The 25,124-nt window shown below is 61.5% G+C and carries 26 protein-coding genes; 15 read left to right on the top strand and 11 right to left on the bottom strand.

Features of this window, described 5'->3' with window-relative positions; translation table 11 throughout:
- The first annotated feature begins 21 nt into the window (after nt 1-21).
- The 9 genes from CSQ85_RS11335 (at nt 22) to CSQ85_RS11295 (ending at nt 8,132) form a co-directional block, all read left to right on the top strand.
- Complete coding sequence (locus tag CSQ85_RS11335) at nt 22-924, top strand: DUF3801 domain-containing protein (RefSeq protein WP_107043682.1); 903 nt, start codon at nt 22-24, stop codon at nt 922-924.
- Nucleotides 925-963: 39 nt separating this feature from the next.
- A complete protein-coding gene (locus CSQ85_RS13440) occupies nt 964-1,974 on the top strand; it encodes a hypothetical protein (protein ID WP_223846961.1) in 1,011 nt (336 codons plus the stop codon).
- Nucleotides 1,974-3,431 carry an antirestriction protein ArdA gene (locus CSQ85_RS11325; protein WP_190973025.1) on the top strand — a complete coding sequence of 486 codons (1,458 nt, stop codon included), beginning with the start codon at nt 1,974-1,976 and terminating at the stop codon, nt 3,429-3,431. The genes CSQ85_RS13440 and CSQ85_RS11325 overlap by 1 nt, the downstream gene beginning before the upstream one ends.
- A gap of 18 nt (nt 3,432-3,449) precedes the next feature.
- The gene (locus CSQ85_RS11320) at nt 3,450-4,163 is read left to right on the top strand and encodes a hypothetical protein (protein ID WP_107043680.1); all 714 of its coding nucleotides are present in this window, start codon (nt 3,450-3,452) and stop codon (nt 4,161-4,163) included.
- Entirely contained in the window at nt 4,160-4,468 is a 309-nt protein-coding gene (locus CSQ85_RS11315) for a hypothetical protein (protein WP_107043679.1), read from the top strand. The genes CSQ85_RS11320 and CSQ85_RS11315 overlap by 4 nt, the downstream gene beginning before the upstream one ends.
- Before the next feature lie 2 nt (nt 4,469-4,470).
- Nucleotides 4,471-4,899 (top strand): hypothetical protein, encoded by a 429-nt coding sequence (locus CSQ85_RS11310; RefSeq protein WP_107043678.1) that lies wholly within the window; start codon nt 4,471-4,473, stop codon nt 4,897-4,899.
- Nucleotides 4,896-6,563, top strand: a complete 1,668-nt coding sequence (locus CSQ85_RS11305) for a VirD4-like conjugal transfer protein, CD1115 family (RefSeq protein ID WP_107043677.1) — start codon at nt 4,896-4,898, stop codon at nt 6,561-6,563. Before CSQ85_RS11310 ends, CSQ85_RS11305 begins: the two co-directional genes overlap by 4 nt.
- Before the next feature lie 58 nt (nt 6,564-6,621).
- Entirely contained in the window at nt 6,622-7,740 is a 1,119-nt protein-coding gene (locus CSQ85_RS11300) for an amidase domain-containing protein (protein ID WP_107043676.1), read from the top strand.
- 77 nt (nt 7,741-7,817) lie between these two features.
- Nucleotides 7,818-8,132 (top strand): hypothetical protein, encoded by a 315-nt coding sequence (locus CSQ85_RS11295; protein WP_146143583.1) that lies wholly within the window; start codon nt 7,818-7,820, stop codon nt 8,130-8,132.
- 226 nt (nt 8,133-8,358) lie between these two features.
- Here CSQ85_RS11295 and CSQ85_RS11290 read toward each other — a convergent pair whose 3' ends face one another.
- The 10 genes from CSQ85_RS11290 to CSQ85_RS11245 all read right to left on the bottom strand — a co-directional run bounded on the left by CSQ85_RS11290 (nt 8,359) and on the right by CSQ85_RS11245 (nt 18,266).
- Nucleotides 8,359-9,600: a hypothetical protein gene (locus CSQ85_RS11290; protein WP_223846960.1), complete on the bottom strand. Its 1,242-nt coding sequence runs from the start codon at nt 9,598-9,600 to the stop codon at nt 8,359-8,361.
- A gap of 21 nt (nt 9,601-9,621) precedes the next feature.
- The gene (locus CSQ85_RS11285) at nt 9,622-10,695 is read right to left on the bottom strand and encodes a CHAP domain-containing protein (RefSeq protein WP_223846959.1); all 1,074 of its coding nucleotides are present in this window, start codon (nt 10,693-10,695) and stop codon (nt 9,622-9,624) included.
- A gap of 515 nt (nt 10,696-11,210) precedes the next feature.
- Nucleotides 11,211-13,607, bottom strand: a complete 2,397-nt coding sequence (locus CSQ85_RS11280) for a VirB4-like conjugal transfer ATPase, CD1110 family (RefSeq protein WP_107043674.1) — start codon at nt 13,605-13,607, stop codon at nt 11,211-11,213.
- On the bottom strand, nt 13,600-13,980 hold the full coding sequence (locus CSQ85_RS11275; RefSeq protein WP_107043673.1) for a PrgI family protein: 381 nt from the start codon (nt 13,978-13,980) through the stop codon (nt 13,600-13,602). Before CSQ85_RS11275 ends, CSQ85_RS11280 begins: the two co-directional genes overlap by 8 nt.
- Nucleotides 13,981-14,023: 43 nt before the next feature.
- A complete protein-coding gene (locus CSQ85_RS11270; protein WP_107043672.1) occupies nt 14,024-14,869 on the bottom strand; it encodes a hypothetical protein in 846 nt (281 codons plus the stop codon).
- 18 nt (nt 14,870-14,887) lie between these two features.
- On the bottom strand, nt 14,888-15,094 hold the full coding sequence (locus CSQ85_RS11265; protein WP_025263185.1) for a hypothetical protein: 207 nt from the start codon (nt 15,092-15,094) through the stop codon (nt 14,888-14,890).
- 104 nt (nt 15,095-15,198) lie between these two features.
- On the bottom strand, nt 15,199-15,570 hold the full coding sequence (locus CSQ85_RS11260; protein WP_223846957.1) for a hypothetical protein: 372 nt from the start codon (nt 15,568-15,570) through the stop codon (nt 15,199-15,201).
- Between the two features lie 111 nt (nt 15,571-15,681).
- A complete protein-coding gene (locus CSQ85_RS11255) occupies nt 15,682-16,242 on the bottom strand; it encodes a TetR/AcrR family transcriptional regulator (RefSeq protein ID WP_181281148.1) in 561 nt (186 codons plus the stop codon).
- Nucleotides 16,243-16,305: 63 nt separating this feature from the next.
- Entirely contained in the window at nt 16,306-17,607 is a 1,302-nt protein-coding gene (locus CSQ85_RS11250; RefSeq protein ID WP_150381232.1) for a sensor histidine kinase, read from the bottom strand.
- Nucleotides 17,604-18,266 (bottom strand): response regulator transcription factor, encoded by a 663-nt coding sequence (locus tag CSQ85_RS11245; protein WP_107043669.1) that lies wholly within the window; start codon nt 18,264-18,266, stop codon nt 17,604-17,606. Before CSQ85_RS11245 ends, CSQ85_RS11250 begins: the two co-directional genes overlap by 4 nt.
- A 198-nt stretch (nt 18,267-18,464) precedes the next feature.
- On the opposite strand from CSQ85_RS11245, the gene CSQ85_RS11240 reads away from it, so the two are divergent.
- The 6 genes from CSQ85_RS11240 (at nt 18,465) to CSQ85_RS11215 (ending at nt 23,756) form a co-directional block, all read left to right on the top strand.
- Nucleotides 18,465-18,869 (top strand): hypothetical protein, encoded by a 405-nt coding sequence (locus CSQ85_RS11240; protein ID WP_107043668.1) that lies wholly within the window; start codon nt 18,465-18,467, stop codon nt 18,867-18,869.
- A 36-nt stretch (nt 18,870-18,905) separates the two neighbouring features.
- Complete coding sequence (locus CSQ85_RS11235; RefSeq protein WP_107043667.1) at nt 18,906-19,592, top strand: hypothetical protein; 687 nt, start codon at nt 18,906-18,908, stop codon at nt 19,590-19,592.
- A 32-nt stretch (nt 19,593-19,624) separates the two neighbouring features.
- A complete protein-coding gene (locus CSQ85_RS11230) occupies nt 19,625-20,689 on the top strand; it encodes a peptidoglycan-binding protein (protein ID WP_150384114.1) in 1,065 nt (354 codons plus the stop codon).
- A gap of 9 nt (nt 20,690-20,698) precedes the next feature.
- Complete coding sequence (locus CSQ85_RS11225; protein WP_150384113.1) at nt 20,699-21,427, top strand: ATP-binding cassette domain-containing protein; 729 nt, start codon at nt 20,699-20,701, stop codon at nt 21,425-21,427.
- On the top strand, nt 21,424-22,536 hold the full coding sequence (locus CSQ85_RS11220; protein ID WP_043164834.1) for a hypothetical protein: 1,113 nt from the start codon (nt 21,424-21,426) through the stop codon (nt 22,534-22,536). The genes CSQ85_RS11225 and CSQ85_RS11220 overlap by 4 nt, the downstream gene beginning before the upstream one ends.
- A gap of 218 nt (nt 22,537-22,754) precedes the next feature.
- A complete protein-coding gene (locus CSQ85_RS11215) occupies nt 22,755-23,756 on the top strand; it encodes a LacI family DNA-binding transcriptional regulator (RefSeq protein ID WP_043164836.1) in 1,002 nt (333 codons plus the stop codon).
- Between the two features lie 51 nt (nt 23,757-23,807).
- Here the strand turns inward: CSQ85_RS11215 and CSQ85_RS11210 are convergent, their stop codons facing one another.
- Nucleotides 23,808-25,121, bottom strand: coding sequence for an N-acetylglucosamine-6-phosphate deacetylase (locus CSQ85_RS11210; protein WP_043164839.1), 1,314 nt, complete (start codon nt 25,119-25,121; stop codon nt 23,808-23,810).
- Between the last annotated feature and the right edge of the window lie 3 nt (nt 25,122-25,124).

The following is a 25,124-nucleotide window of genomic DNA, read 5'->3' as shown; positions in this document are numbered from 1 at the left end:
GACGGATGACGGGAGAATCCCATGGCGGCCGAGGATCAGGCACAGGAACTCATGATGCGCGTCAGCGAACAAGGCACACGCGTCATCATCGACGTGACCAAATACGGGCTCGACAAGGCGCTGCACCTGCTCGGCATCGGCGTGCGCGCCACCGGCGAGACATTACGGCGCATCAGGACCACCGGCAAGGTGGACGGCAAAACCCTGCATCGCACCGGCGAGCCGATCAACGTGCAGGAAGTCACCGGACGATACGCCCGGCAGCTCGAACACGACCTGAAAAAGGCCGGCATCACCTTCCACATCGAGCACGACCGCGACACCGGCCGCACCTTCCTCCACTTCCAAGGCAGGGACGCCGACGAGGTCAACCACGTCGTCTCGCGCATCGTCGAACGCCTCAACCGGGAACTCGCCCAACAGGAGACCGCCACGATTCCCGAACCCGGTGGCGCCGACCACGCGCAGCCGCCCGCGGAGACGACGCCGATGCCGGAACGGGAGGAGCCGAACCCGTTCCTCGAACCATCCGACGACGCGCTGCGCCTCGCCTTCGACGCCGAATCGCCATCGAACGGCCAGTTCGACTTCCGCACGGTGCCCTGGGACCGTGACGCCGCGATCATCACCGACCAGCTCGACCGGCTCCACATACCCCACCACACGCAACGGGTCGCCGACGACACAGTGCGCTTCACCTACCCGGCCGGCCAGGCCAGACGCATCGCCGACGCGATCGAATCCCTGACCGCACGCTCGCGGGGCCTGGACTGGAACCGCATGGACATCCCCGCCCCGGACGGCGGCGTGCGACGCCCCAAAACCAAACAACAGACCCTGAACGACATCCGCAAGCGGGCCGGCAAACGCATCGAAGGCCAACGCCGCACCGCGCCCTCGAAACAACGCACCCGCACCCGGTGAACGGATGCGCGACGACCATGACCGGAAAGGAGCATCGCCATGCCCGAGCTTTCAGCCAACGCGCGTTGGCTCATGGACAACCTCATCGACAATGACCGGCAGGCCCTGGCGGACATCGCACGACGCGGCGAGCAATACGCGGCCGCCGGCATGCCGCAGGACAACCGGCTGGACCAGGTCGCCCGCATGGTCGTCGATGACGCCATCCGACGCCACAACCAGGCATGGCCCGACGCCGAGATCGGCTTCCCCGCGCCGGACCTCGACCAGGCCTCCGACGAGATCGCCCAACGCATCCGCACGCAGGCCGCACGATCATGGAACACGCCCGACGCCATACAGACGCCGACGCAATGGCAGTCCGAACATCCCGGGAACGCGCAGACCCCGGCCCCGGAGCCGAAGCAGGACGGGACGGCCGTCGGCCGTCCCGGCGGCGAGCAGCCGACGCAACCCGCGGCCGGCGGAAGAACAAAGGAAATCTGGCCGCGCGTGAACTTCCCCAACAGCTACGTGCACCTGTACCGGATGACCTCCAAGGACGGGCGCGTGTTCGACAAGATGCGCGTGGCGATACCGCAAGGCACCAGCATCCGCGGCGTGGACCTGACCGGATGGCAGCTCGACCGCTTCCTGACCGACCATGCACGGGACGCCAAACTGAACGGGCGCGACGTGACCGTCAGCTTCAAACCCGGCGAACCGGTGGAACTGTGGCGGGGCAAAGGCGAGCAACGCGAGACCATGCGCATCGACGACGCATGGCAGCTGTGCCGCGCCGTCAAAGCGCAACGCATGGCCTACGCGAGGCAACGCGCCGAAAACAAACCGGTCACCGCCACCACCGGCACCCGATCCGGCGAGGAACCGCCAGCAGCAGCACCCGGCCCGGAGAACCCCGGACAGGCGGCCGAGCAATCCCGGAAGGCCGGCAAGAGCCGGACGCTCGACGCCATCAAGGACAGGGCCGAACGCCGTGCACAGACACCATCCACCACGCCGGCAAGAACGCGGACGCAATCACAGCAATCACAGACAAGGAGCCGATGATGGCGGAAGACGATCTGACGATCAACGTATGGGTAGGCAACCTCGGCCGATACAACGAGGGCACGCTCATCGGCGGATGGCTGCGCCTGCCCACGGACGAGCAGCGGATCGACCGGTTCCTCACCGAACAGGTCGGACTGACGCTCGACGCGCAGCAAGCCTATGAGATCGGACGCCAAGGAGACGTCGTCTACGAGGAATACGGCATCTTCGACCACGAATACACGGGACTGCTCGCCGCACTCGACTACCGGCCCGGCGAATACGAAGACCTCCACGCCCTGAACACGCTCGCACAAGCAGCCCGGATCTTCACGCAAGACCAGCCCGAAGCATTGGAGGCGGTACGGCTGGCGGCCGACATGAACGGCGTGCACGACCCGATCGGACTGGCGAACCTGCTCGTCCAATCCGAGGACATCGAATACATGACCTACGACCCGCCGCAAGGCATCACGCAGGAGAACACGCCCGACCTGGACGAGATGTACGGCTGGCATTGCGTCAACCAAAACGCCGAACTCGCGAAACTCCTTGACGGCCCATACGGCATGTACTTCGACGTGGCGAAATACGGGCGCGACGCCGCCATCAACGACAACGTCACCCTCGCCGACCAGGGGTTCCTGATCGACGCCACCATCCCCGACACCAAACGGTATTCCGACACGGAACTCAAGCAGATCATCGACGCCTACACCGACGACGAGCCCGGCCTCGACGCCACGATGCCGACGGTCTCCGATGCATTGCAGATGGTTGAACGCTGGGGAGACACGCACGACAACGTGATGCGATCGGACGGCACGGAACGCATCACCGAACGCATCATGCGGGCCAACGACACCGATGACGAAACCCTGCGCCGACAGGTCCAAGGCCTCGTCAAACCGGTGGCCGACCAGCTGGACGGCGACATGCCCTCAGGCTCTGCCACGTTCGCCAGACTCGTCGCCGAACACGCAGCCGAACACGCCAATCCCGACCAGATGCCGGCACGGGAACCGTTCCAGCTCGAATCACTGCTCGAACCCGGCGAACGCATCATGGAATACACGCTCGCCGGCACGGCGACGAACTGGGGAGCACCCGTCTACCAGTGCATCATGCCCACCGATTCCACCGACATCAGCGCAGGATTGGAGGACACCCTCCAACGCATCATCGCCGACCGGACCGGGCATGGCGACGCCGCCGCGATACTCGCCGAAACCATGGGCGCCATGCCCGCCGGCGAACTCGACCCCGCCGACGGCATCACCCCGATCGACCAGGGATACGCGCTGCCCGCACCCCTCACCTCCTTCAACCCCAAACCGGCGAAAGAGGAAGAGCCGAACACGTCGAAAGGCAAGGACACGGTGCTCGACGGCATACGTCAACGGGCCAGCCAGCGCGCCGACGACCCCACAGCCCATCCATCCGCACCGGACCGGACGAAGACCCGCAACCGATAAGCCGCCGAGGAGACCAGCATGACCACCATGGACACCGCCTACCGGCAACTGCAGGACGAACTCAAACGCCTCGGCTACGAGCTGCGCATGGAAGGCTTCGGCATCCTCCAGCCCCAAGGCTCCTACGGGGACATCGAACCACCGTACCGGCTCGTCACCCTGCGCGAGATCCCCATCGAACCGTTGCCCGAATGGTCGGCCGACGTGCACCCGCACGACATCACCTACCGGTTCGATGCCACGCGATACCAGCACGACCGCGACCAACGGGACACCGTTGACGTGCGCGACTACGAAACATGGACGCGCACCGTATGCGACGAACAACACGTGCAGGGCCGCGTGCTCATCGACATGGACAAAACGGCGGAGGAACGCATCGCCGACCTCGCCACCGCAATCCACTACATCCAATCCGCGAACCCCGCATGCCGATCCTACCCGGTGGACCGCAAGACCCGACGCAACGAACTGCCCGACCGCACTCGCATCAGCCAACCGATCTACGACTACCGGGACCCGTGGAGCATACGGGTCATGGCCGCACGGGAACAGGCCCTCGACACGCTCGCCTCCAAACACGTTCGGGTGGCCAGAGCCCGCGCCGAATCCGACGCGCTCACCGGAGGCGGCCGTGACGCCCGCGCCATCGGACGCGACGCCATCAACGCCGTCCAAGGCAAAGCCCCGAACATCGACAAACCCACCAGAAAACGCAGGCCAAGCCGATGAGCGACGCCCGATACCCGCAGGCCTATGCGCGCGGCATCCTCACCGATGACGCCAGATTCCACACCGACGGCAACGGCGGGACGACGGCAACCCTGACCGTAAACGCCGGCACCATGGACGCGCCGCTCATCATCCGCGTGCACGCAGCCGGAGACCATGCGGCATACCTACGCGAACAGGGTGCGCTGCAGGGGCGACGGCTCATCGTCCACGGCATCATCCATGAGGAGGAAACCGCCGACGAAGCATACATCCTGGCCGACGAAATGGCCCTGCACACCAGCGTCAAGGACACGCTCCCGTGAACATGGCGCGAACGATCACCATCATCGACGCAGGCGAGGAAACCAACGGCGCTCCAATCACACACGAAATCCCCGCCACCTACGATACGGGAACACCCATGGGACGCATCCTTGCCGCGATGTGCGACGGAGGCGACACCATCGAGAACCGCCAAGGCCTCACGCGCATCACCATCGCCGCCGACGCGGGAAACGGACGGACGGTGCCCGGACGAGATGAGCCCTCGGCGGCGGACACCGCCGTCATGCAGCCTGCGGCCGACGATCCGCCATGGACCAGGGAACAAACGCTCACGAACATCCGCGTCCGCGCCGAACACCGCGTCAACAGCCGGATTGCGCAGCCGGCCGATGCCCCCGCAGGCGATGACATGCGACGAGCCATGATGCAGCACCGCGGCGGCTTGGAAAGAGACAGGGGAAACCAATGAAACGTCTGCAAGCCATACTGCCCGCGGCCATGGGACTGTTCACGCTGTTCTGGCTGGGCGACAAGATCGGCTACCAGATACGCGCCGACCTGGATGAAGGCATGAGCGTGATTGACCTGATGAACAGGTTCTGGCTCGACCTGTACCATCCATTCCACCTGTCCACGAACCATACCGACCTGCTGTGCGGACTCGCCGCAACGGGCGTCGGCCTGCTGATCTGGGCATACAAGTACACGGCACGCCTGAACCTGCGCAGCGGCGAGGAACACGGCTCCGCACACTGGGGCACCCCGAAGGACATCAAACCGTTCATCGACCCCGTGGAATCCCACAACATCCGATTCACCGCGACCGAACGGCTCTCCATAGACACACGACGCACCCTGCGCAACCTCAACGCGCTCCTGCTTGGCTCATCAGGCTCCGGCAAAACCCGCTACTACGTCAAACCCAACCTATTGTCCGTGGACATGAACTGGGCCGTCACCGACCCCAAAGGCGAACTCAAACGCGATACGGAACACGCCATGCGCGACCGCGGCTATCAGGTCAACACGCTCGACCTCATCCACCTCGACCGATCCGACCGGTTCAACCCCATGCGCTACATTGACTCCAAGGAACCCCAATCCGCGATCCTGCGCCTGACCGACAACCTCGTCATCAACGCCACCGGAGACCGCAAAACCGGAGACAGCTTCTGGCAGGACGCCGAAAAAGCACTCCTATGTGCCCTCCTCGCATGGACCTACTACACCGAAGACAACCCCACCCTCAACCAAGTCACCGACACCCTCGACCGAATGGGAGCCAGCGAACAGGACGAAGACAAGGAATACATCATCGACGCGCTCTTCGCCGAAACCCAAACCGAAATCCACCGCATGCGCGAACATCCCGATGACTACGACGAGGAAACCCGGAACATGCTCGATGGGCTCGCGTTCGCATGCGCCCAATACAACACGTTCCTCAAAGGCGCCGGCGAAACCAAGAAAAGCATCATCATCACCACCGGCGTCCACCTCGCACCCCTCCAAGTGCGCGAGGTACGCCGGATTCTCGACGGCGACGACATCCGGCTCGAAACCCTCGACCAGGGCAAACGCATCATCTACCTCGAACTACCCGACACCAACGCCACGTTCTCCTTCATCGCCAGTGTCTTCTACCAATGCCTCTTCGAAACGCTTGTACGCAAAGCCGACGCCGAACCCGACGGCGTGCTCGACCGCGACGTGCACTGCATGCTCGACGAATTCGCCAACATCGGCAAAATCCCCAACTTCGTAAGGCTCATCGCCACCATACGAAGCCGACGCATCAGCTGCAGCATCATCCTTCAGACCGTCAGTCAAGGCAAAAGCCTCTATCGGGATGACTGGGAGACCATCGCCGGCAACTGCGACAGCCAGCTCTTCCTCGGCGGCAACGAACCCAGCACCACCAAATACATCAGCGACCGGCTCGGAGACCAAACCATCGACGTTATCGAAACCAGCGAAACCAAAGGCCTCAACGGCAGCTGGACACGCAGCACCCGCAAGAACGCCCGAAAACTCCTCACCCCGGACGAACTCGGCCGAATCCCCACTGGCCAGTGCATCTATCTACTCAGAGGCATACCACCGTTCCTCAGCGAGAAGTTGTGTCATCTATAGATGACACAACTTGTATGTATCGGTCAGTCTCTTGAATATGCATGAAATCATGCATTAAATGCAAACAAAAAAGATTATCCCGGTATTGACGGTTCTCGCAGTGACGAGCTTGACGCTTCCTGCGAATGCATATGCGTATGGAAGCGACAATGTGGAGATGCAAGAGATCCAGCAGACGCTTCATCAGTATTCGCAAGAACTATTAGCCGAATATCATTCGCCGCGTACGAGGTCCAAACTGAATATCCCACTTACCGCGGAGGAACAAGCCAAAGAGGGTCTTATCAGCAAGAATGTTGAAGTCGTACCGACAATTAGAAGCATTCAATCATCAAATGACGGAGAGTATCTGATTGATGCAGATATGACCGTGAACGTGAGTTTGGACGCAGACTCGGATACTGTTATTTATGTTAATGGTAAGCGAACGGACCATCTTGACCAGAGTTGGACTTCTACGCATGTCATGGAGCTTGCCCATGTGGGAAGGCAGCGAGGGTATTCAATTATTAGCGACAAAGTGATTGATGAACAAGATTCACCGGAATATGCCGACGCATCGGATGAATTGCCGACCGAAGACAAAACACCTGCTTCTTTGGATGAAAATGGCGCATTAGAAAGTGAGGCACTCAATAAGGCTCAGACATATGCCTTCGGGGACAACTCCGTCGGAGTAAATTATATTAAGGCGATGAATTATGCCGATAAATGGACGAGTCCTGAAAATAAAGATAAAATGAATCCTGCGTATCCGTCTTTTGGCTCTAACTGTACAAATTTTGTCTCGCAGGCTCTTCATCAAGGCGGAATGACGCTGACGCGGCTATGGAATTACTCTACTGTAATGCCGGATAAGCTGACAACACGCGCTTGGATGAATGCGGATAGCAATTATTCGTATATGAAGCATTATTCGCATAGTTATGACAGTTTGGATAATGTTTGGAAAGCATGGCAAGGCAGCATATTGTATGTCGATTGGACCTCAAATAATGAAATCGATCACGCTATGTTCGTTGTGGGTGTCGTCGTAAAAAACGGCAAAGCCAATCCAGTCATAGATCAGAAGACGGAGAATCGTCATCAAATCACGTTGACGGAGTCGTTGCAGCATGCCCATGAACAAGGAAAAAATAATATGACCTGGTATGGGCTTCAATATCGTTATGACTGAGAAAATGGACTCTGGCTGGCATGAAGAGTAAAAGGTATTTTCAGGTTATATCAGTCATTGCCCTGATATATGTCTGCATGACGGGCGTACTGATGTTTCAGGTGTCCGCGGCATATTCTCAGTGGGAAGAAGACCAAGTTTTCTGGAATTTAGCGACTTTAGTCTCAGCAGAGACCGAAAAGGCGAATGCGCAAAAATTTGGATTAACTGAATTTGAAAGACCTGAACTTCCGGAATATGCAGATCCGTCTCATAAATACAGTATATTCGCATGGAAATTGCTGAAGGAGAAGAACGATATCATAGCGAGCGATGAGCTCATGAAGCAACAGACGGAATCTCATCTTGAATACGCGAACAGTGTTCTTAATGAATACAATCGTCGCAATTGATGAGATAAGGGCTATTCCATGAATTCTGTGGGATAGCCCTCGTCTTTTTATTCTTTAGAGTCTCTTTAATCTGGTCAAGTTGACCAGCCCGGCCGTGACTGCCAACGACAGATTGGTCGAATTCAACCGCAGGCTCCCTGATATGTTCGACATCGTCGAGACCGACTGGCCCGGAAACTCGACGAATACCGCAGCGCCGTCTCCTAGCCATTCTTGCAAAGTGATGTTAACCCAGCTGGTCGGGAAATGAGGGGATTGCTGATTGCCCAGGCACCTCCCAAGTGGGATTGCCTTGCGTGACTGGCGAGGATAAACCTTCCGATGATGGTGCGGACTGTTGGTTCGATGATTGGGGATCCGATCCTGGCTGTGTGGAACCATCCGAATGGCCCGCATCAGATGTATCCTCGTTCTCTACAGTCGTCATGGAATCCCGAACGATTTGCATGACTTCGTTGAGGTCTTGGATGGTTCTGTCATAGACATCAAGACTCTGGTGGTCGCGCGTCATGAGTCGTGCATGGGTGATCTGCTCATTGAGTCGTGCTCGGGTGTTGTCGTCTCTGACCTTGTTCTCGGATTCTTTGTAGAGCCTATCGGCGTCTTCAATGGTTTGACTCAGTATGTTCTGTGCGTTGTCGATCTGTTGTTGTTTCTGTGATGCCTTGACCGTGCCAACTGTGTCATGCAGGTTCCTGATCTGGGTTCTGAGCTGGTTATTCTCTCTCCCTATTTCTGCACGATTGCGATCGAGACGGTCGGCCGTCAGACTTGGATCGCAATTTTCTGTTGAGATTGATGGCTGATATTGCATGATTTTGGCGAGCAGTTCCAAAGACTTGGGATCCTGCACGTCTTTATCCTGGAGCTTCACATATGGTTCCGCCTGTTTCAATACCTTGTCCCATGCAATCCGCACTATGTCAGCTTGCTTGATTACATGATTGCATGACGTGAGCGCCTTCTGATGGTCATAGTTCTTCTTCGCCATGACAAGACCTGCGGCTAATCCCGTTACGATGACCAGAACGAGCATGATGCCGGCGATGCGGGTAACAGGGATATGCCGATAGACGGCCACCTCATCCGTGCTGTCAGCCGATGAATCTTCTGCCAAGGACACATCATCCTTGGCATGTTCCCCTACCCCCATTGGTGTGTCTATCGTCGTTCCCGTCCGTTTGTCAGGCTTGGATACGGGAGTGCTGTTGTTCCGCGTATCACGAGAAAGCTCATCGTCGATGATGGGTGCGATGGGCAGCAGCCGATGCTTGGGTTTCCTGTCTGTCAACGGCTCCGGTGGAGCTCCAGCGGTTTCAGGATCTGCAATGGCATGTGCAGCCCACTGGTCGAGTTCCGGCCATGTATTGGGATGCTCGTGGATTTGCGTGAGGAGATCCCAGTTGGCGGAATCGCTCATAAGATCGGAAAGCTCGCAAGAATCAAGTCGGGGATTGATGCGGCGCATGATTCCTTCTTTCCCTCGGGATTAGTGGATGTAAGTGATGCTGGGATTGTTGGCCTGTTCCTTGGTGAGGGTCCTGAGCCATGCGTATGGAAGGCCGCCGCCGGATTCGCTGACGACGATGCTGCCGTCGTCCTTGATTTCCTCAACGATGGCGACGTGTCCGTAATCGGCGCTTGCGCCGAGATAGCCTTTGGCGAAGCTCGCCACGTCGCCGAGCTGTATGCCGCCGCCCGTCGGGTATCCGAATTTTCTGGCGCTTGACGCCCACATCCAGCCGTCGCCCATGTAACCGTCCACAGGTTTGCCGATCTGCAATCGGCGAGCGGCCGCCCACCATGTGCATTGACCGGTTGCATAGGTGGTGATCTTGCCTACGGGCGTGCCGGTCGCCGCCACATCCACGTTCAGCGTGCCGGACCGCATGACCAACGGCGGCGTGAGCTTGCCGATGGTTCGTCCTGCCGTGGCCGAGCAGCCGCCTCCCGCGTCGATTGCCGGCTTCACGTTGTCGAGATACCGTTTGGTGGTGTTGGGAATATCCGGGTATCTCATGAGATTGCCTTCGCCGGCGTTATGGGCGATGACCAAAGCCGTCAGGTCGTCAAGCTCGGCGAACGGCATGCCCGGATGCGTGGCTTTGAGTTGTTTGACGCCTTCCAGACGGTTTTTCAGGTATATGCCGCCGTAATGGGCATGGACCATGGGGTCGGTAATACCTTCAGGTGGCGTCCGGTCGGCACCTTCGGGATGCACGCCGCGCCATACGATCCTGTTCATCTGCAGCAGTCCCCATGTTCCGCCGTTGCTGTCGTCGGCATACGCATCCGGTCGGAAACCGGATTCCTGCTTCATGATCGCCGCGATGAAATCAGCGCTCAATCCGCTCGATCGAGCCGCCTCGCTCACCCATGGCTTCGCCTCGTCCGGAACCTCGATCACACTGGCCTCGCAGCCTCCGTCATCTCCGACGGCAACGGTGGGGATGAACCACAACAGCAGGCTGAAGACCATCAGCACCGCCGCCGCGCCCAATAGAAATGGAACGCTGACCGCAGCCGATGCCGATGCCGCGACACCGGCCTTCACCGCCGTCATAGTCCGAGAAACCGCCTGTGTGACTTGTCGTGCAATCTGCGTCGAAGCTCTGGCAGCGGATTCGGCCCCCTGAACACCTGATCGTACGGTCTTGCCGGAACGCCTCGCACGTTTGGCACGAACCGAAGCCGTTCTTCCCGCCTCGGCACGCGCCGTTGAACCTCTTGCGGCATGTCTTGTGCGAATAATGCCGGTCACGCCGTCGCGTACCCGGTCTGCAGGGACCATTGACGACAACAGATCGTCATCCTCGCTGGTCTCCGTCTGTGTCGATTGCGATTCAAGCACGGACCGTGTCGCCTTCACACCACGTTCCAAAACGCTGACGGTTGTTGTACAGATTGGGTGCGATACCTCGGATTGACTGTTCCTGATGGTGGTTCGTGGCTGTTTCAGCCCGGCCAGCGTTGGCCCATGGGAGAGTCCATTGACATGACGGACCTTCAAGCCATGAATCGTGCCGTTCGGCCGAACGAGATTGCGTGTGGCGTGGAAGGAGTCGGAGGTGACGGGTCTCATTCGGGTTTCCGATCCTCGAATTTCGTGGTATACAGCCGGTAAAGCAGACTATCGGCATCGATGCGCCCATCGAACGGTATGAACGCGGTACCACTCTTGGCCATGCCCTGACCGGGCTGCACCCCGGTGAAGAACGCCCGCTGCTCATCGGACAACTTCAGCAGTTCACACAAGGCGTCGGCATCCGTGGCGGTCTGGTTCAGCAGCAACAGGAAGTCGCTGTTCGCGAGCATCAGACGCGCATCCTGATTGGCCAGTAGCTCCTCGATGTTCTGCGTGATGCCGGTGGGGCACAAGCCCCATTTACGGGCGCGCTTGTACAGGCGCAGGAAGTACTCGGCCGCATACCGGTTCGAGAACAGCAGATGGAACTCGTCCACCCACAGCCAGGTACGCCGGCCGAGACGGCGATTCCTGACGACCCGGTTCCATATCTGATCCAGAACGACGAGCATACCGAACGTGCGCAGCTCCGCTCCCAGACCGGAAACGTCATAGACCAGGAACCGGCTGGACGTGTTCACATCAGTGGCATGGGCGAAGGCGTTCAGACTGCCGGTCGCGTAGATCTCCAATGCTCGTGCCGCATCACGGGCACCTGGCTCATTCAAAGCCGCGAGACGATCATGCAGGGTGACGAGCGTGGGCATGCCCAGTTCTGGATGCTCCCGCACCTCGCGATACATGCCGATGACCGTACGGTCGATCAGACTGCGCTGCATGCGGTCGATGCCGTCCTGTCCGCCGATCAGCACGCCGAGCATGTTCAGCACGCTCGCGCATTTCGACCGTATCGGATCGCCCTCGGAATCATCCTCATACTCGATATCCAGCGCATTGATATGTGCGCGCGACGATTCCCCGATTTCGACTCGCTCGCCGCCAAGACCGGTGCACAACGGCGTGAACTCACGTTCCGGGTCGATGACGATCAGATCATCGTCCGAACGGGTCAGATAGATCTGGGTTATCTCGTTCTTCGCCGCCTGGCTCTTGCCCGACCCGGTCGTTCCCAAAATGAATCCGTTGCCGTTCATGCCTTTCGTACGGTCGATGACCACGGGATTGCCGGTGCGGGCGTTCGCCCCATGGAACACCCCGCCCGGCTCGAACAGCTCCTGCGATGTGAACGGCACCAGAATTGCCGCGCTCGACGTGGTCAGCGTGCGGCGCATCGGCGGCAAAGGATTACCCAATGGCAGCACGGCGTTCAGTCCCTCCACCTGCATGTAGGCCAAGGTCTCGGCCACGCATGACTGTCCATCGATCGCGGCCGTCACGTCACGGACCGTCTGGTCCAGTTGCTCGCGACTGTCCGCCGACACGTCCACGATCATGAGGGAATCCACCAGACGGTCGCCGTTATGCTCTAGATCATCGCGCAGCTCGCCCGCCTGGGTCATGGATTCCTGAAGATCATGAGGCAGCATGTCCTCGGGCAGATGCTGTTTGCGGTTCTTGCGCCGCTCGTCGATGGCCTGCATGTCCATCTCGGCGATCGTCCGGTTCACGAGCTTCAATCCCTCGGCCTTGCCCCGCGGGGACAGATGGATGCTGACCGTGATATCCGCCTTGATGTCCGTGATGGACGACACCAGCTGATCGCTCAGATAATCCGGGAAGTCACGCACCAAAAGACACTGATGCCATACTTCCGTGGTGCCCGAGCTCAACCGGAGCCAACGGCGATCCGACACGTCCACGGCGAACGGGGCCACGTAATCCTTCGTGGACATGCCATGCGATTGCAGGAAATCATCCTCGGTGAACGAGAACCGGACACCGTGCCGCAGCATCCCGTGCAGCACCGCCAGACGCGACTGACGGTTCAAGCGGACGCCGACGCAGCCGCCCACCGATCGTAGTTGCGCCGTGGCACGCAACGCGGCACGGTTCAGCAGCGTGACCGCACGTTCCCCGTCCCGTTCATGCAGCGTCAGCGTCAGATACTTGTCCGTCACCGCGCCCTGCGAACGGCCGGCGAGACGCCGACGCACATTGCGGTTGAAGTCCCCGCGCAATCCATCCAACGCATCGCCCCGAAGCGGCATGGCGATGCTGCGCGTCACCTCCTCGGGATCCAGCATGCGCGTGGCGACCGTGATCTGGACACCCATGTTCTCGCCGACCGAATTCAGGAAACGACCCCACCGGTCCACGACGTCCAGCTGCTGATCCTGGGTCGCGACCTGATAATTGATGTCGCTGATTCGCAGAGACACGCTCCACCGGTCGCCGCCAAGGAACGCGATGCCATTGGACAGCATCGAATCATAGCCAAGCAGCTCCTTCGACGAACGCGGCATGCGACGATTCCCGGAACGCCTGTTCCCGGCCTTTCCATGTCGCTTGCCATTGCCTTTGACCGCCTTGCTGCCGCTGATGTCAGACATGACGACGTGCCTTCCTTCCCCTGATTCGTCTACGGGTCTTCTCCCTCAATGACGGTTTGCCGGGAAACCTCGCGGGAACATAGGATTCAAGCAGGTAGACCCTCGGGCCGAAACGCTGGCGCAGCATGTATCCCAGATACCGTTCAGGCTTCAGCCCCTTCGGACGCCACCAGCCCCACAGCGCGAACGGCAGGCACACCGCAAACAGCAGATACGACCCCAGATCGGACAGTCCCAACGACCAGAACAACGCAGCCTCGCCTCCGCCCAGAACGAGCATGCACGCGGCGGCCGCCAGTTGGCGCCAGCTCAGACCCCACATCACCTTCGCCTCGACATTGGCGATCTCCTTATATACGCGCATCTGCAACATGAAAGAATCCTTTCCCCGATTGGATCCGGTTTATAGTAGGCGGCTACTCGCCGCCGGCTATGGCCCGGCTGACACGCTGACTCACCGCGATCACGAAGAACAGCAGGATGCCCGCCATCATGAGATTGCCGAAGTTGCCCGTCACCCACGCCACCATGCCCTCGTCAGCGGAATCCGGGATCTTCACGGCATCGACCACGATCCGCTGATAGAACACCAGACAGATGAACACGCACACCGCATTCACCGACGTGCGCGCATACGATTTGAAGAAACCCACGCCGATCGGCTTGGTGTCCTCATGCACCAGAAACGCGAACGGCAACGACTGAAACGCCGTCAACGCATACAATTCGATGAACCGCACATACAGCACCACTGTGAACACCACCGACGCCAACTGGGACAACAGCCACGGAATCACCAGCAGAAAGAACAACGCCGCCTGCCCCATCACCCCGGCATCGCGAATCTGGTCGCGCATCAGATCACCCAGCTGACCGCCGTCGCCCGTCGCCTCATACGACATCTGCGAGGACACGCCCTGCATGAGGAACTGCGTGACCTGATTAAACATCCGAATGAACAAACCGGCGTTCTGCACGGCGATGAACACCAGCGCGATCTTGAACATGGTGCCGGCTACGATCTTCACACCCAGATCGCGATCCGCTTCGATGCGCGTCGAGTTGCGCGCCAGCTCCAACGTGAACATGACCGCGAGCACCACCGACGTCAAAGGCTTGACGGCGACTCCATGCACATTCACCGCCAACTGATAAAGAGCGGGATTCCATGTCTCCGGCGCCTGGGACAACAGCCCGGCAGTGATCGAACCGGCACCTCCGCCGCCGATCATGTTGAGCATGGCTACGATGAAGTCCTCCACGGCAGGCCCCGAACCAGCTCAGCCCAGAGCCACCGCGTTGAAAATCTGCGCGGCCGCGATGATCATGCCGCCGCCCACGATCTGCCACAGTCCAGACTGCGTCTGCGGCCCATTGTGATCCTTCAGGCCGCCACCAAATGTAACGGCACCCCACACCAGCCACAGACCGCCGCCGATAGTGGCGAACCTGACGAACAACTGAAGCACCTGATTCAACAAATCCACGACGGCCTCCTCTGACGATGATCAAGGAGCCCGACAGGCAACGGCCTCCGTTGACACCCATCGTCAGGGAAAACCGGCAGGATAGCGGCGGACAACGAATGGTTTCATTGTCCTTCATGTTTTGATTGGGACGAAAAAAGGAGGCGAGCAAACTCGCCTCCTCGATTCATAGAGTCAAACTTAGCGGAACCAGACCTGAGCGTGGTAACTGGTCGAGTACCCGTTGCGTATGCGCGGCTGGACTGCAGAGTCCACACGGTGCTTGCTACGCGCCTGCCATGCTGCGCATAGGAGCGACCTTGGGTTCCTCCGTTGGTCCAAGTCTGGGCCAAGGCATAGTCCGTGCCGGCATGGAGAGCGTAGGTTCCGGCCGCGTTAGCGGCAGGAACGGTGAAAGCCATCACGGCTGCCGCAGCTGCGGCGACGGCTCCGACTTTGCCCAGCAGACCGATTTTGCTTTTGGTGGTGGTGTTCATGGGAGTTCCTTCCTCCTTGGGTTGTCCAACCTTTCCGGTTGGTGCTCCCATAATATGCATTGACTGACTAGTCAGTCAACAAGAATCGTTGATTCTTGTCATACGATTCCCTTATAGCCTGTTATCAGAGAGTTCAGCCGCTTTGCTCAGACCGGTTAGGGACAGATAGAAATCAAGGGCCTGACGGAGCTGCTGCTTATTCTTCCATCGATCAGACCTTATGACGGCGATGTACATATCGATTAGGGTTCCTGCCTTAATGCTGTTATGGACGTCGTTGGACTGCCCAAACAAGACTAGTTCAAGTGCTTCCTCCCACTTCATGTGCCCCGCGTTCTCCGCTCGGGCTTTTTCTTCATGCAGCAGCAACCCGGAACGTATTCGCGCATCTTCATAGTGCATGTCAGCAATCGCGGCGAGAATCCGAGCGAAATCGCTTCTGCCGCTACATTGGGACACTTTTGCGCACAGGCGCTCATCGCACCATTGGATAAGCGTATCCCGTAATGCTTCCTTCGTGTGAAAATGGAACAGCACTGTGCCACGCGTCAAACCAAGTCGGTCAGCGACGCCCTGCAATGTGGTCTTCGCATATCCCTGTGTTTCAAATTCGAGAGCCGCGGCTTCGAGCAGGGCTTCGCGCGTTCTACGTCTCCGTTCCGCACTATTCATCGATATCCTCGCATTCATTGACTAATCAGTCAGTATGGGTAAGGATATCTTATCGTGAATAAATCATCTAATGGTCATGCCGATATGTCGATTTAGCATGATTCCGGCGCGGAATACATCGGCTGTGGGACGGCTAATGTTGAGGCTGGCGCCGATGGCGTCTGTGCAGGCTTTGGTGATGGATAGTCCGAGGCCGTGGCCGGGTTGGTTGGCCATGCGGGTTGCGTCTCCTCGATGGAATGGTTGGATGAGGTCGGCCGTGGCTTCGGGGTGGTCCGGCTGTCTTGTGGTGTTGGTGATGCTGATGGTGACGTGCTGCTTGTCGTCGTGGATGGTGCAGGCGATGGTGCCGTGGTCGGTGTTGTGGATGATGGCGTTGCGTATCAGGTTGTCCACGGCGAGCGAGAGGTAGCGCGGGTTCGTCTCGATGAAGGGGCCGTGGTATGCGACGAGTCCGTCGGCGTCGATGCGCAGGTGACGTGCCTGCGCCTGTTCGCGGTGGGTTTCGAGCGTGTCGCGTACGATGCGGGCGGGGTCCACGGCTTCCGTGCTGGTGTCGGGCACGGTCTGGATGCGGGAGAGTTCGAGCAGGCTGTTGATGAGTTCGCCGCTTTTGCGGTTCGCTTCGATGGCGTGGCGGATGGCTGGTCTGACGTCCTCGGGGAACCGGTCCTGGGCCATGAGCGCTTCGAGGCTGGTGCCGATGGTCGTGATCGGTGTTTTCAGTTCGTGGCTGGCGTTGCGGATGAACGATCGTTGCAGTTCGTTGGATTGCTCGATGCGGTCGAGCATCGTGTTGAGCGCGTCGGCGAGGCTGGCGGTCTCGGCGTCGGGATGATCGAGGCTGATGCGCCCGGCGGGATAGTCGGGGTCGAGTTGGCCGGCCTGGCGGCTGATGGAGTCGAGGTGTGCGGTGAGTTTGCCCGACAGGTTCCAGACGAGGAGCACGGCCAGGAGCGCGGATACGGCGAACACGGCGAGCGATCCGTAGCGCATCCATTGCACGACGCCGTCCCTGACGGTGAGCACCACGCCCTCCGTGCCGCCCTGTCCGGCGTTCGGGGTCGGAATGGTGCCGGTCACGTCGCAGGGGTCCGCGTTGCATGAGTCGGCCGTGCCGGGAACCCCGTCCTGGGGTGTTGCCGGTTCCGTCGTGATGGTGTTCTGGTTGCTGCCGGTGGCGATGGTGTCCACCTGATGCTGGAACGCCCAGTCGAGCGAGATGTTCTGCACGAGGATCACGGCGAGGAGCATGCCGAGCAGGAGCAGTCCGACGGTGACGGCGAGGCGGATGCGGAAGCTGGCGGGTTTGCGCGGGTGCGCGGCGTGCCCGGCCGGCTGGTTTGTCGTGTCGGTGTCGGTCATGGTATGCGGTATCCCTCTCCGCGCGACGAGGCGATGAGCGAGGGGTCGGGCAGCCTGCGCCGTAGCGAGTAGACGGCGGTCTTGACGAGGTCGGGCTGGTCGTGCGCCTCGGACGGCCACAGGGATTCGAGGAGGGCGCGGGTGTTGATCCACCCGCCGTCGGCGCGCAGCAGTTCCTCTAGGAGCGAGTATTCGCGGGGTGCGAGGTCGAGGGGCCGGCCGTCCGCGTAGGCGAGCCGTCTGACGGTGTCCACCGACAGACGTCCCCGTGAGATTACGGTGGGCGCGTCGTCGGCGTCGCCTCGGCGCAGGAGCGCGCGGATGCGGGCGAGGAGTTCGGGGTAGGCGAACGGTTTGGGCAGGTAGTCGTCGGCCCCGAGGTCGAGGCCGTGCACGCGGTCCTCGATGCTGCCGGCCGCGGTGAGCATGAGCGTACGCACGGGGATGCGCAGCCTGTCCACGGTGCGCATGACCTCGTCTCCGGAGAGCACGGGCAGGTCGCGGTCGAGGAGCATCACGTCGTATTCTCCCCGTGAGAGCAGGTCCAGCGCCTCGACGCCGGTGCCTGCCAGTCCGGTCGCGTATCCCTCGTGCCTGAGACAGTCGTCCAGCACTGCCGACAGGTCGGCGTCGTCCTCGACGATCAGGATCCTCGCCATTCTTATTGCCTCCGATTCCTCGCATGGTCTCCATGCGATTGCCTTCGTGCTCTCCATTGTGCCCGGTGTGGGTGTGCGTTAGGTGAGCGCGACACGCACCCATCGCACACGGAGAGCCGGCTGTAATGGGCATCGTCCGGCAGCCGCCGGGCCAAAGCATCGCCCCGGCAGCGGCGAACCCATGCAAGGGAGGAACACATGCGAACCATATCTGTATTCAGACTGGCGGCGGCCGCGGCGCTGGCCGCCATGCTGGCCGCGCCATTGTCGGCGTGCGGCCAACAGCAGCCGACGCAATCATCCGACGCGCCCTCCGCGACGACGTCGCAGGACGCGGCGCCGAAGACCGACAGCCAGGGCGGCGACGCGCCGCAGGGATCGAACCCGGCCTCGAAACAGGCTGCCGAACGATACCGCGACTGTCTCACGGCAGCGGGAGTGCCCGCGCAGATCATGGACGGCAACTGGGTCGTGCTCCAATGGACCGGCGACGGCTCCGGCTCGGTGTCCTCGGGGTCCACGGACGGTGACCGGGACAAGGCCATCAAGGAATGCCAGGCCAAGGTGCCCGACTACCACGATCCCGACTTCAACACCAAGTAGACAGACCGGCACCAGCCGATGGAAGGGGAAACCACCATGACCACCAGCACATCATCCATCCTCCGCCAAGAAACGCTGCGCAGGGCCGCCGCGCTGCTGTCCTGCATGGGACTGCTCGTCTCGCTGACGGCATGCTCGACGCCCTGGAGCCGGGACACGGCCGACGACGCGCAGACATCCGGCACCAGAATCGCGCCGAGCATGAGCGCCCTGTTCGACCAGTACCTCGCCAAGGACACACTCAGCCAGTTCGAGCGCGACGTGCTCCAACGGGCCAAGAAGACCGGCAAGATCAGCGCCGAGGACTACGAGACCGCGCACGACAAACAGGCCGCGTGCATGGCCGAGAACGGGTGGCAGGAACAGACCCGCAAACTGTCCAACGGACTCTACCAGACCACCGGCGTGACGCCGGTGCCATCGACCGACGCCGAAGTGAACAAGTACATGGAGGCATCCAACACCTGCTCCGAGGGCACCAGCAAGATCATCGAATCCCTCTACCAGCTCCAGCAGGGCAACCCGGGTCTTCTGGCCGACCCGTACGAGACCGCCGTGGAATGCCTGAAGAAAAGCAGCCTCGTCGATGACTCCTACACCGGACGCAAACTCGAAAACGCGTTGAACGGGGACGGAGCATCCAAGGGACTGCCGTTCGACGCCTCGTCGGACGCCGCCCAGTCATGCTTCACCGGAGCAGGCCTCGCCGTCAACATCGGCTGACGAACAAGCATCCGACGAAAGGAAACGACCACATGAAAACACGAATCCTGACCCCGCTGATCCTGACCGGGCTGGGCATGCTGTCCGCGGGCGTGCTCGTCACCGCGCTCGTCATCCCCACGCCCACACCCGACGGACTGTCCGCGGCCACGAGCCCAGACACCGTCACGGCCAGCCGCCAGCAGTTCGACGACGAACGGACCGTCGAGGCCTCGTTCGAGACCAGCGCGGAACAATCGATCACCTCGCGCGCCGCCGGCACCGTCAGCGAAACCCTGTGCACGCCCGGCCAAGCGGTCGAATCCGGCAAACGACTGCTGTCCGTGGACGGCAAACCCGTCATCGCCCTGCACACCGACACGCCCCTCTACCGCGAGATCGGCACCGGCGACACCGGGCCCGACGTGCTCGCCCTGCAACAGGAACTCGCCCGCCTCGGCTACAACGCCGAAGGCAACGGCACCTACGGGTGGCGCACCAAGGACGGCGTCAACCAGCTGCTCTCGCAGGCCGGCGACCGCAACCCCGACGGCAGGATCGGACCGGCCGACGTGGCATGGCTGCCCCAAGCTGCCGCCATGCCCACCCAATGCACGGCCGGACTGAACGCCAGCCTGACGGACGGTGCCGAAATCATGAAGACCGGCGGCCAGCTGACCGCCGTCACCTTCCCCACGCCCGCGGACCTGAGGGACGGCAAACGCACGCTCACGCTCTTCGGCGTCAAAACCAGCATCGAAGCCGACGACACCGGCAAGATCGACGGCAGGATCTCCGAACGGAAGTTCCTCGACCAGGTCCAGGCCAGCGACGGCTACAAGACCACACTCGCCGACCAGGGCGGCAAGAAACCAAACGCCACCCTCGCGCTCGAACAGCCCATCGACGCGATCAAGGTCCCGCCCTCCGCCATCACCGGCCAGAACGGCACCCACGCCTGCGTCTCGCCCGACGGCAAAAAGGCCGTCCCTGTCACCGTCATCGGCTCCGCGCTCGGAGCCACGCTCATCCAACCCGAGCAATTCGGCACCACCATCGGCAAGGTGGCCCTCGGCCACAGACTCGACGATGTCCAATGCCCCGCCGCAACCAAATAAGGAACGAACATGGACACCAGCATCCTGCCCCTGGAAACGGTCGCGGACCCCGCTCCGGCACGACCGGCCCCCACCGCCCCGGCCGACGCCGAAGGCTCCCCGTCGGTCACCGGCGAACACGTGGGCCACCGGTTCGCGGACGGCCCCTGGCTGTTCCGCGACCTTGACTTCACCCTTACGACCGGCGAAGCCGTCGGCCTGTGCGGGCCGTCCGGCTCCGGCAAATCCACCCTCCTGTCCATCATCGCCGGCTTCGAGCCGCCCGCCGAAGGAACCATCCGACGCAGCCGGGTCAACCGCGTGCGCTGGGTGTTCCAGAACCCCCACGGCATGCCACGGCGCACCGCCATCGACCACGTCGTCCAACCGCTCCTCGGCCAAGGCATCGACCGCACGCAAGCCGAAGACGAAGCCATCGCCATCATGAGCACGTTCCACCTGACCAAAGTCGCCGCACGCGAGTTCCGTGAACTATCCGGAGGCGAAGCCCAACGCCTCATGCTCGCCCGCGCCATCGCCAGCAAACCCGACCTCCTCCTCGTGGACGAACCCACCGCCCAACTCGACCAGCGCACCGCCAACGACATCGACTCCACCCTCACCGGACTCGCGCAAGGCGACGCGATCGTCGTCATCGCCACCCACGACCCCAACACCCGGGCCGCGTGCACCCGCGTCATCGACCTCGCGTGGCACAACCCGAACCCCAACATCGACACCAAGGACGACACACGATGAAACCAACCGCCATCCTGTCCGAAGCATGGCGCAACATCGCCACCGGCACCACACGCGCCCTCGCCTGCGCCGGCATCCTCACCCTCATCGCAGCAGGAACCGCCGTATTCGACCTGACCGCCATCACCTCCCTCCAACACGAATCCCGACAATGGGCCACCAGCGCCGCCGCCATCCACATCATCTCCGGCAGCAAGCAAATCGACCCCACCACATGCGCAAACCTCACCCAAACCACCGGCACCACAGGCGACACCACCACGAACCCCATCCAAGCGGCCGGCGCGCTCAAAAGCAACGGGGAAATCACCCTGACCGCCATGCCCGCGGCCCCACTGGACGCATGGCAGGCCACGCCGGGACTCGCTAACGTGCTCGGCGTCGGAGCAAGAGAGCAAACCCAACCCGGCGTATGGATCTCCAGTCAACTCGCCGCCACCCTCCACGCGCGAGAAGGAGACGACCTGCCCACGACCCAGGGCGTCATGCACATCAGCGCGGTCTTCCCTTGGACCGACGACAGCCGTGACCAACGACTCGCCTACGCGATCATCACCCCAACACCCATCAACGCCGGCCAGCAATGGGACGAATGCTGGGCCACCATCAACCCCGCCAACCCCGACGCCGAAGACTTGCTCAACACCACCGCGACCGCCATACCCGGAGCCGCACCCGCCACCCAAACCAAACAAGCCAACACCATGCTCGGCACCAACCCTGACCTCGACACCCGCTACCGGCAGCGAACCACACGCCTCATGCTCGCCATCACACCCATCGCCGCATTCGCCATCGCCATCATGGCCACACGCGCACGACGCATCGAAATAGCCGACGACCTGCACATGGGAATACCCCGCCAAGGCATCCTCGCCACCAACGCGCTCGAAACCCTCGCATGGACCCTGCCGGCAATCCTCGCCGCCACCGCCATCACCTACACCACGGCCCGCTGGACCAGCGGACACGCCAACGCGATCACCCTGACAGCCATCCAACTCCCCGCACTCACCACAGCCCTCATCACCGCGCAAATCGGAGCCGTCATTGCCATCACCGCCATACACGACAACCAACTCTTCGCCTTCTTCAAAAACAGACAGTGAGCATGAGGAAAAGGTTCCGGTTCAGACTGCCATACGTCTTGATTAGAGGGCGAGCATGTTTTCCAATGACAAGCCCGCCCTCTATGCATTGCCCCTTTGTCGGGACGCTTGAAGTTTATCAGTTGTGGGTCACTTCCTGAGTGGGGGAATCCGCCATCTTGCAAATCCCGGGTTATGCTGTAGTAAAACCCTTTACTAAAGTTTGCGAGGAGGATGTCATGGCCACGCTCAAGGAAGTCGCGGAACGGGCCGGGGTGTCGCAGAGCACGGTGTCGCGCTTGCTGAACGACCCGTCGTTCTCCATCAAGGAGGAGACGCGCCGGCGGGTGCTGCGCGTATGCGAGGAGATGGGATACCGCAACGTGTTCCGTCCCGCGATCGCGGTGTTGGATGCCCCTCCGTCCGGGGAGGAATTGCAGGACGCATACTTCTCGGATCTGCGGAAGGTCCTTGTGGAGTGTGCAAAGTCGATGGAATTGGACCAGCCCACGTTCATCCGGTCCATACACGAGTTGACGGAACGTGCGGCGGAGTTTGATGGGTTCATCACCGTGGGCGCCACGGTGTTTCCCGAAGCGGACCTGCGCGCCCTGCATGCGGTGCTCCCGCATGGCGTGTGCATCGATACGAATCCGGCGCCGCACCTGTTCGACTCCGTACGGCCCGATCTGTCGCAGACGATGCTGGACGCCCTGGACGCGATGATCGCGGTGGGCCGCAGGCGCATCGCGTTTCTCGGCGGAGTGGGCAGCATCATGGGCATGCATGACTATCCCGAGGACATCCGTGAACTGTCGTTCCGCCAGTGGGCCGCGCACTTGGGATTGGGAACGGACGGATTGGTGTATTCGTCCGGCACGTTCACCGTGGAGAACGGCTACCGTCTCGCGGAGCAATTGGTGGCTGACCATCGTGAGGCCGGCAGCATGCCCGATGGCCTGATCGTGGCCGCCGACGTGCTCGCGGTGGGGGCGTTGCAGGCGTTGAATGCGCTGCGTGTGGCGGTTCCCGACGAGTTGGCTGTGGTGAGTGTGAACAACCAGTCGATCGCCCGGTACACGTCTCCGTCGCTGAGTTCGTATGCGATCGATCAAAGGGAGTTGGCCCGTATGGCGTTCTCCACCTTGATTGATGGGTTGAAGCATGAGCGGCGGGTGCGGCGTCACATCCTGCTGACGACCGAGCTGGTGCCGCGCGCAAGCTTCGTTCCTCGGGCGTAAGACGTCGTCTCGAAGACGGGCGGCACCGGTGTCGATTTTGCTGGAAGGAGTTTACTTCAGCTGGCGGCCGGCGCACCAGACGTGTTGGGCGGTCCAGTCGGTGGGGTCGAGGAGGTTGAGGTCGGCGGCGTATCCGGGGGCGATCAGGCCGAGCGGCGTGCCGGTGACGGGGTTGGCCCTGTCGAATCCGAAAGCGCGGGCCGGGGTGAGGGTGGCGGCCTCGACGGCGGCGACCGGGCTGAAGCCGAGTTCGTTGACCGCGCGCTGAACCGCGACCTCCAACGTCAAGGTGGAGCCGGCGATCGCGCCGTTGGACACGAGTCGGGCGTGGCCGTCGATGACGTTCACATCAAGTTTGCCGAGCTTGTACGCGCCGTCGGGGCAGTCGGTGGCGGCCATGGCGTCGGTGACGAACGCGATGCGGTGGGGCGCGAGGCCGAAGCCGAGCTTGACCATCGGGTTCTGCACGTGGAAGCCGTCGTTGATGAGCTCGATGGTGACGCGCGGGTCCTCGACGGCGGCCGGGATGGGACCGGGTTCGCGATGGTGCAGGCCGTTCATCGCGTTGAACATGTGGGTCATGATGCCGGCGCCCGCGTTGAAGCCGGCCTGGGCGGTCTCGTAGTCGGCGTCGCAGTGACCGACCGCGGGCACCACGCCGGCGGCCGCGAACTGGCGGATGGCGCCGATGCCGTGCTCAAGCTCGGGGGCGATGGTGATTTGGCGGATGCAGCCGAGACGCCCGACGGCGGGGTCGGCGCCCGAGGCGTCAAGCATGCGGTCCACGAGTTCGGGCACCGGGTCCTTGAGGCAGTTCGGGTCGTGCGCGCCCTTGCGCTTCAGGGCGAGGAACGGGCCTTCGAGGTGGCAGCCGAGGATGTCAGGGCGGGTGGCCATCTTCTCGTGCACGGTGCGGATGTTACGGCAGATCACGTCCATCGGGTTGGTGATGAGCGAGAGCACCTGGCGGGCGGTGCCGTGGACCGCGTGGCCGGTGCGAGCCACGTCGATGCCGTCGGGGCCGTCGTCGAAGCTCTTCTCCCAGGCGCCGTGGGCGTGGATGTCCACGTAGCCGGGGGTCAGGATGCGGCCGGCCGCGTCGATGACCGCGTCGTTGGAGTCAGCTGGAACGGCCGGGTCGATGCCGACCGTGCGGCAGGCGTGCTCGAACGCCTCCTCGCCGGTACCGTCCGCGGCGGCGAAGCCCGTGGCCACAATCACGCCACGTGCGTCCGAGACCACCCAATAGCCCGATTGTTCGCCGCAGGCGTCTACCTTGCGTGCCCCGCGGATCGCGACCGGCTTGGCCTCGTCTTCCAACGCCGCCGTCACGCGGGCGACGATCTCATCTCTGTCCTGCGTCATGAT

It is taken from the genome of Bifidobacterium rousetti (genome assembly GCF_008698235.1).
GTDB classification, from domain to species: domain Bacteria; phylum Actinomycetota; class Actinomycetes; order Actinomycetales; family Bifidobacteriaceae; genus Bifidobacterium; species Bifidobacterium rousetti.
The sequence above is the reverse complement of the archived record's forward strand: the minus strand, read 5'-3'. Positions and strand labels throughout refer to the sequence as shown.